The organism is Wolbachia pipientis (assembly GCF_023661085.1).
Taxonomy (GTDB): Bacteria; Pseudomonadota; Alphaproteobacteria; order Rickettsiales; family Anaplasmataceae; genus Wolbachia.
The window spans coordinates 1-7,696 of sequence record NZ_JAHDJT010000061.1 but is presented as its reverse complement, the minus strand read 5'-3'; the positions used below and the strand labels follow the sequence as shown (position 1 = coordinate 7,696).

The following is a 7,696-nucleotide window of genomic DNA, read 5'->3' as shown; positions in this document are numbered from 1 at the left end:
TGTCTTTTTTCTCTGTTTGGTAAATTTCTTAAATATTATAGCTTAGACTAGTTGCCTTCAAAAGCAGCTAAATTGCAGCGTTTAAAGCATAAAAACGCCAATACTAAAAATAAATACCGACTAGGGCTTCTTTTGCTTTTTTTTTCGTTTGGTAAATTTCTTAATACCTGCAGCCAAGCAACTTAAGAGCACACAAAAAATGCCAAAAATTTTCAGTTTTGGTTATGCAAAAGTCCGATGTGGGGCTCGCAGCAGATTTGTTATAGCCCAAACTCTTCATTGATTTTATCAACTATTTCTTGTGGTGGATCTTCTCCCCATCCTGAATATAGAATTTCTCCATAATCTGCAACATCCATGGAGCCAGTCCTACTTTTTGCAAGAAACATTTCTCTCTTATCCTTATCGACTAATACATAATGCCATGCTGATCTTCCGCGATCTTTACCACGCACTAAATATATGAGGTCTGATCTACTTCTTCTTGTTGCATCAGCAAAGGACCTTTCATTGACAGTTCTGCTTTTACTTTTTATGCTGCCACTTTCAGAAAAAGCTTCTTTGGATTCAGTTTTTTTGCTTGCTAGCTGAGAAATTTTTCCTCTTTCCCCTAGTGCACGCTCTTTGGTGTTTTGGGATGAATACTTACTGGAAAAACTTCCTCCTGTATCGCCAGGAGTCCTGTTTGTGAAACGCTTAGTAAATGAGTTATTATCGTTGTTCTCTGTCATAAAGATCTCCAAACTTTAGATTGTAGAATCTAAATTTTTACTACACCCTATCATACGTTAATTAAATTAATATAAATGAGAGATAATCTAGTAATTATTACAGGAATTACAGCTTCAGGTAAATCAGAATTGTGCGATAGCTTGATAGAAAAATATGGAAATGTTGACATAATAAACTGCGATTCGAAGCAGGTATATAGAGAAATTCCCATAATTACTGCTCAGCCACCAAGGCAAGAAAAATTTTATAAACTATATGGTTATGTTTCAGCAAGAGAAAATTATTCCGTAGGTTTATGGCTAGAGGATTTAAAGAGAGAAGTCAATAGTGCGCTAGAGAATTCACGAACACCTATCATCACTGGAGGAAGTGGGCTTTATATCAGCAGCTTAACCAAGGGCTTATCGTCAATTCCACAAATAAGCCAGGAAGTAAGGCAAAATGTAAGTGAACTTAGGAAAAGTTTAAGTAAAGAGGAGTTCCACAAATTAGTGTTAAGCAAAGACTCAAAAATTCAAGGTAAAATATTCATGAACGACTTGCACCGACTTTCAAGGGCACTTGAAGTTATCACTGAGACTGGCAAGTCAATTTTCGTATGGCAGGAAAATAGACAGCCTCCTTTATTCAATAATTTTAAGATATATACAATTTTGCCTAAGCGTGAGGACGTGTACCAAAAAATAAATTCTCGTTTTATTAAAATGGTTGAAAATGGAGCAATTGATGAAGTAGAAAAGCTACTTAGCATGAACCTAGCTCCACATTTGCCAGCTATGAAAGCACACGGAGTGCCAGAAATTATAAAGTACTTAAAAGGTGAACTCAATTTAGATGAAGCAATACAAATTGCTCAAACAAACACAAGGCATTATGCGAAACGTCAATACACTTGGTTTAAAAATCAATTTCCAAATGCTGAAGTGATTGATTGTGCAAATGAGCTGACAGGGATTGAGATGTTTTAACTGTTAACACCACGTTTGTTACTAAGAGGGTCCACATCTGGGTCTTTTACACTGCTGTTCACTTCCAATTGGTCGTCTAAATCATGTTCTATTTCTACTTCAAACTTAAATCCTAACTTCTCGCAGAACCTGTAGAAATACTCTTTAAGAATATCAAATAAGTTTTTATCGCTAGCTTTGTAATCTCTCAATTTTCGAGGGACAGTAAGTGATAATTTGCCATTTTTATATGTTACACCATCTTTCCCATCTTGAGACTCAAGTGTGAATTCCAGCGAGCCTTGTAAGTTACATATAATTGCTTCTTTATGATTATCATTCTTCACTGAGGATACCAAACCCTGGTCCATTACAGGTACTTCCATATGAGACCTTAATTCTACACAATTTTGGCTCTTACAGCTAATATTTACTGTTTTTTGAGTAAGAGCTAGCAGAGAAAGCTTAGACTGGGCAAACGCTGGACAAAATATGTCAGTAGTCAAAGCACCTTCATATCCTGCTTGATTACAATTGGTAACCAGTTCCTCTAAGATAGGGTCGCTTGGGACTTGAGCTTCAGCATATTCAAATAGCTCTATAAAAACTTGTTTTGCAAAAGGACGATAATTCTTTTCTCCATTTTCGTTGTTTTCAATCAAGCTAGCGTGTTTTGCATATAATTGATTGATAAAGTTTTGATCTATATCTTTTTTATTAATAATAAAATTCATTCTAGGAAGATCTCTAAATGTTACGCCACCGCGATTGATATCCTCTTCTTCAGTTGTTGCCCTAGCTCTTAAAGCTCTATAATCAAACTTTTCTGCCTTAGCTTTTAGCGTAACTACTGGATTTTTCTTTTCTTCTGATGTAGAGCTACTCATTACTAATGTTTTGATATAAACTATCAATAATATAATAATACACAAAAATAGTTAATAAATCAATAAAAATATTTAATTATTAAGTTACATAACAGTAAATGTAACTAGCCAATGATTCAAAAAACCGTATAATGTGGGAAAACTTAGCCAGCGTAACACAAGATTCGCTACTTTTACGTTCACTAACTCAGCGCGCTTACTTACAAGCAAAATTTCTTGGATGCCAGCTACTTGGATGATGCTAGACTGCCAGACTGAATCTTCATCTAATATGCTAAAATATACATATTATTAATAACCTTATGCTATAATAGCTATTTTAGCATGGTAATATAAAATAAGGAAATAACTATTTTTATACTAACCGTAAAAAATTAATGCTGAACTTTATTTCAAAAAGTAAATAATTTACTAACACTCGTGCACAAATTTCAAATAGATTGTGCACGAATGTAGTACTATAAATTGGACGTGTTATATTAAGGCTTACCTCACTATTAAAGCTATCGGTCAGGTTAGATTAAAAACCTAATCTGACCGGTTTCCTGTAACCCCCTAACCCTGATACAATTATATGATAATTAGTTTAATTAGTGGTTAATACATGCAAATTGATTTTATTTATTCATTGAGATAGTATAAACTATATTGACTTAAATTGTCGTGCAACCTTATAAATTTTCGCTGTTATTTCTGCTATCTATATTAGTAATTGTAGCACTAAAGTTACCTGAGAATTTGGATACCACATTGAATTGGTCTTATCCTGTTCTAAATTTTGATTTATCTTTTCGCACCATATTGATATCTTTTTTATTAGCTGCATTTCTAATTGTTCTCCCAGCAAAAAATTTAAGCTTTTCGGAAATGCTATCTTTTTTTGCTTATACTATCAGTTCATTGTGTGCAATATTATCTAAGCAGATATTGTTGGCTGTGATATTCTGTGAATTAATGGCCATCAGCGCATCTTTTATTATCGCAGCCGGCAGCAAAGATAATGGACCTGCAGTAAGGTATGCTTGTGTACACTTTTTTGTTGGGGTTATACTAACAGCAGGGTTAGCAACTCAAAGTTCTAATCTAATAATCATAGGCCTATTAATAAATTGCGCCTGTTTTCCTTTTTCATTCTGGGTTGTTGATACATATCCTGCTGCATCATTACACGGTGCATCATACCTTTCCCTATTTACTACCAAGGTTTCTTTTTTAGTAGCACTCCTGCATACTTACAACCTTTGGCAAGATTATGCTGAAATATTAGCATTCTTGGGCACTATCACTGCTATTTATGGTATTATATTTTCTTCCCTTGAACAAAACATCCGTAGGTTTTTAGCCTACAATGTTGTAGGGCAAATGGGCATACTAATTATGACAGGGAGCTTGCTTAGCCGCTTGGAAAATGCTGTACCACTACTTGCTCTCAACATAATTTTTTCCATTGCTTACCAACTATTGCTCATTGCTGTTGCCAACACGATTATCTTGCGGACAAAAGTGGTAAGCTTTAATAGAGCAAGCAAATTCATGTCAGTGGAAGGAATATATGCTTTGATCGCAATACTCACAATGGCTGCATTTCCTGGGACTGCCGGATTTATTAGCAAATCATATATTGCAGCTGAAATTAAAATGAATGGTACTGATTTGGAATTGTACGAAAGCTTACACAAAATTCTGAATTTATTGCTTTATTTAAGCGTGGGACTTAAGTTTCTTTACTACATATTTATTGCCAAAAGCAAGTCGAAACCTTCAGCAGAGGAAGGGGGTGGAATAGCAATGGTTATTTTAGCATTTTTATGCGTGATTGTTGGCAATCCTTACTTACCTATTTACAACAAACCTGCGATTTTTAATCTTGCGTATAACACACAAAATATCTGGTCGCAATTTAGTTCATTACTATGTGCTACCTTGTTGTTTATCCCCTTACGCAAGTTATTTTTGCCGAGAATAAATTTTAAAATGGATATCGACTGGATTTTCAGAGCTCTCATACCCTACGTTGTTTCACTGTTCAATAAATTAGTTTCCAAAATGAGAAAGATGTCTGCTAGTGCACTGCAAAACTTGACTAATTTGCTTGTCAGTCTATACTCTAATAATACTGCTAAACTTAAAGAAGTGCTAAGTTATAACTCAGTGAGTTTCGTCTCAGCTTCTTCTCTTTTTTTGATGAGTGTTCTACTAGTACTGTTATGTTTAAGTCATTGACCGAGAGTTTAAATTCTGTATTCAACAAGCTCAGGGGAAAGTCAATCATTTCCGAAGATGACTTCAGCCTTGCTATGCGTGAAATACGTATAGCCTTAATTGAAGCTGATGTTTCGCTTGAAGTTGCAAAAAAATTCATCAATGACATTAAAGATAAGGTCATAGGGGAAAAAGTCATAAAAAGTGTTTCTCCAGCGCAAATGATAATCAAGATTGTGCAGGATAATTTGGTTGCAATTCTTGGACCAGAAAAAAGTGAATTGAATCTCGCGGTTAAACCTCCTGCTATAATTATGATGGTGGGCTTGCAAGGTGCAGGTAAAACAACCACCTCAGGAAAGCTTGCCTTAAAGCTAAAAAAACAAAAGAAAAAAGTAAAGCTTGCCTCCTTGGATATTTACAGGCCGGCTGCCCAGAAACAGCTTGAGGTACTCGGTAAGCAAATAGACGTACAAACCTTACCTATAGCGATGGATGAAAAGCCTATTGCGATTACAAAAAGGGCAATGGCAGCAGCAAAGAACGATAACTATGATGTATTGATACTAGATACCGCGGGTAGGCTTCATATCGACGAAAATATGATGAATGAGTTGAAAGCGGTGAAAGAAATAGCCTCACCTGCAGAAGTTATTTTAGTAGCCGATGCGATGATCGGCCAGGATGCAGTGAACATTGCTAAATCATTCAATGAGACAATAGGTGTGACTGGCATTATTCTCACTCGTATTGATGGCGATGCACGTGGTGGTGCTGCTCTCTCTATGAAAATGACAACCAACTGCCCAATTAAATTCATTGCTTGTGGTGAAAAGCTAAGTGACCTCGATGACTTTTACCCAGATAGAATCGCAAAAAGGATACTTGATATGGGTGATGTCGTCTCGTTGGTTGAAAGAGCTGCCGAGATTGTTGGTCAGGAAGAAATCGATAAACTGCAAAAGAAAGTAAAAAAAGGTAAATTTGACCTGAATGATTTGGTAGGAATGCTAAAAACTCTGAATAAAATGGATGGCATCAGCAATATAATAAAGTTTATTCCAAGCTCGTTTACAAAAAAGCTAAGTAGCGGAGTGCCAGATGATAGCAAAGTGAAAAAATATATAGCTATCATAAATTCGATGACTGAAAAAGAAAGGCGAAATCCAGATATTCTAAATGGCAAGAGGAGGCTTAGAATTGCAAAAGGCTCTGGAACGAGTGTACCAGATGTTAATCTCTTAGTTAAGCAATATAACCAAATGAGCGCGATGGTAAACAAGTTCAGCAAAGTTGACCACAGCAAACTCAAAGAATCTGATTTGATGGATATGCTAAGCAGAAAGTAGAGAGTTTGGTCCCAAAAAATGTGAGAAAAACACCATCAAGGAAGGAATTGTGGAGCTGTACATCTTAGAAACCCCACTATTTTACATATAACTATAATACAGTTTGAAGTAAAAAATCTACTTAAATAGTCAATTGACTTTTTGCGCTGGTATGTTAGAAATTTTATACTTTCTGTGCTAATGTATCAGAAATTTTGTACTTTGGCGGGCGTAGCTCAGTTGGTAGAGCATCAGTTTGTGGTACTGAATGTCGCCAGTTCGATCCTGGTCGCTCGCCCCACTAAAATTTTTTGCTTTACAGAAATATAAGCGTTGGTAGGCTTTATATATACTTATACTGATCTCTGCTATACAAAGGACGGAAGACAACAGTGGAGAAAAAGCCATGGCGTCATTCAATAAAAAAAACTACTTGACAACCTTCGCCAATACCCTTATCATAGTACTGAAGCTATTATTTATCTTCAGTCTGTGCAGATTAAACGACGAAAGTATCACGGTTGGCGTCTTATGTTTAATTTTTTGCACTATGTGCACCTCATGTCTTTATAAACTTTCAAGGGTTTTACCTAATATAAGCTAAAACGCGCTTGTTAAAGCGTTTAAGACAATAAAAAACGCCAATTTAAAAGATAGATAGTGAATAACTAGCTAGCGGGGTTTCTTTTGCCTTTTGTCTGCTTAGTAAATTTCTTAACGTTTAAAATTAGATCAGTTGCGGTTTAAAAGTAGCTATAGCTAACCAAAGTAAGATTTCCCCGAGTGCTGAAAGACAAAATCAATAGCCGCATTAATATTGGGCCAAAAGCTTGGCAGCACTTTTCTTATGGCATGCTTAATGGCAAACCAGAATTTCTCAATCGGATTTAAATCCGGTGAGTATGGCGGCAAGAACAAAATTTAACATTTTCTATCAAATTTTTCGTTCTTGCAGATTTGTGAAAGCTTGCATTATCGAGAACAATAGTCTGCCCAGGTTTTAATATAGGAACAAGTATATTTTCTACATAAGCATCAAAAATCTCGCTGTTGCAGTAGCCCTCAATTACCCAGGGTGCTTTAACTTTTCCTTCATTTAGGGCTATGCTTACCCTCTTTCTTTTAAACCCTGGTTATAACCTCTTGCCTTTTTGAGACCACCCATGTCCATAAAATCTGTTGTCTTCTACTCCAGACTCATCTATGAATATCAAGTTTCCTTTTTCTATTCCTTCTATTTTTTTTTATGAACTCCTTGCGTTTCTCTTCATTCCTTTCCTGATAAAGAAAAGTTTTTTTTATATGTATAGTTTAATTTTTTTAGATAATTATAGTTTTTCTATCAATTTTGAACATCTTGCTTACTTCTTCCATAGTCATTTTTTTCTCGTCAACCACTTTTAAAACTCGTTCCCTCAGGTCCTCACTATATGGCTTTGGCATCATTCTACCTTAATTAAAGCAGTATTATACCTTTTTACACTCCTTTGAGGAAACCTTATTTCGGTTAGCTATAGGACGACATCTCTTAAACTGTTTTAGTTATAAATATTAAGAAATTTACCAAACGAGAAAAAAAAGCAAAAGAAGCCCCGTGGTG

At 35.4% G+C, this 7,696-nt stretch carries 8 protein-coding genes and 1 tRNA gene; 4 read left to right on the top strand and 5 right to left on the bottom strand.

Going from position 1 to position 7,696, the window contains the following annotated elements; all coding sequences use genetic code 11:
* Positions 1 to 260: 260 nt before the first annotated feature.
* Complete coding sequence (locus tag DM84_RS03505) at positions 261 to 731, bottom strand: hypothetical protein (RefSeq protein WP_250778359.1); 471 nt, start codon at positions 729 to 731, stop codon at positions 261 to 263.
* 75 nt (positions 732 to 806) lie between these two features.
* Here DM84_RS03505 and miaA point away from each other — a divergent pair, with 75 nt between their 5' ends.
* Complete coding sequence (gene miaA / locus DM84_RS03500) at positions 807 to 1,700, top strand: tRNA (adenosine(37)-N6)-dimethylallyltransferase MiaA (RefSeq protein ID WP_250778358.1); 894 nt, start codon at positions 807 to 809, stop codon at positions 1,698 to 1,700.
* Here the strand turns inward: miaA and DM84_RS03495 are convergent.
* Positions 1,697 to 2,566 carry a hypothetical protein gene (locus DM84_RS03495; protein WP_250778357.1) on the bottom strand — a complete coding sequence of 290 codons (870 nt, stop codon included), beginning with the start codon at positions 2,564 to 2,566 and terminating at the stop codon, positions 1,697 to 1,699. The two genes, miaA and DM84_RS03495, sit on opposite strands and share 4 nt — an antisense overlap.
* A 663-nt stretch (positions 2,567 to 3,229) precedes the next feature.
* Here DM84_RS03495 and DM84_RS03490 point away from each other — a divergent pair.
* From DM84_RS03490 to DM84_RS03480, 3 genes are all read left to right on the top strand, one after another.
* Positions 3,230 to 4,789 carry a proton-conducting transporter transmembrane domain-containing protein gene (locus DM84_RS03490; protein WP_250778356.1) on the top strand — a complete coding sequence of 520 codons (1,560 nt, stop codon included), beginning with the start codon at positions 3,230 to 3,232 and terminating at the stop codon, positions 4,787 to 4,789.
* Entirely contained in the window at positions 4,774 to 6,117 is a 1,344-nt protein-coding gene (gene ffh / locus DM84_RS03485) for a signal recognition particle protein (RefSeq protein WP_250778355.1), read from the top strand. The genes DM84_RS03490 and ffh overlap by 16 nt, the downstream gene beginning before the upstream one ends.
* Before the next feature lie 204 nt (positions 6,118 to 6,321).
* Positions 6,322 to 6,397 (top strand) — tRNA-His (locus DM84_RS03480).
* A gap of 458 nt (positions 6,398 to 6,855) precedes the next feature.
* Here DM84_RS03480 and DM84_RS06210 read toward each other — a convergent pair.
* The 3 genes from DM84_RS06210 to DM84_RS06200 form a co-directional block, all read right to left on the bottom strand.
* Positions 6,856 to 7,008: a transposase gene (locus DM84_RS06210; protein WP_410543772.1), complete on the bottom strand. Its 153-nt coding sequence runs from the start codon at positions 7,006 to 7,008 to the stop codon at positions 6,856 to 6,858.
* Positions 6,984 to 7,202, bottom strand: a complete 219-nt coding sequence (locus DM84_RS06205; RefSeq protein ID WP_410543773.1) for a transposase — start codon at positions 7,200 to 7,202, stop codon at positions 6,984 to 6,986. The genes DM84_RS06210 and DM84_RS06205 overlap by 25 nt, the downstream gene beginning before the upstream one ends.
* Before the next feature lie 214 nt (positions 7,203 to 7,416).
* Entirely contained in the window at positions 7,417 to 7,542 is a 126-nt protein-coding gene (locus DM84_RS06200) for a hypothetical protein (RefSeq protein ID WP_410543771.1), read from the bottom strand.
* Positions 7,543 to 7,696: the final 154 nt, after the last annotated feature.

Excerpts from the sequence above, each read along its gene's own strand:
- DM84_RS06200 (WP_410543771.1), bottom strand. The coding sequence starts at position 7,542 with ATGATGCCAAAGCCATATAGTGAGGACCTGAGGGAACGAGTTTTAAAA.
- miaA (WP_250778358.1), top strand. The coding sequence starts at position 807 with ATGAGAGATAATCTAGTAATTATTACAGGAATTACAGCTTCAGGTAAA.
- DM84_RS03495 (WP_250778357.1), bottom strand. The coding sequence starts at position 2,566 with ATGAGTAGCTCTACATCAGAAGAAAAGAAAAATCCAGTAGTTACGCTA.
- ffh (WP_250778355.1), top strand. The coding sequence starts at position 4,774 with ATGTTTAAGTCATTGACCGAGAGTTTAAATTCTGTATTCAACAAGCTC.
- DM84_RS03505 (WP_250778359.1), bottom strand. The coding sequence starts at position 731 with ATGACAGAGAACAACGATAATAACTCATTTACTAAGCGTTTCACAAAC.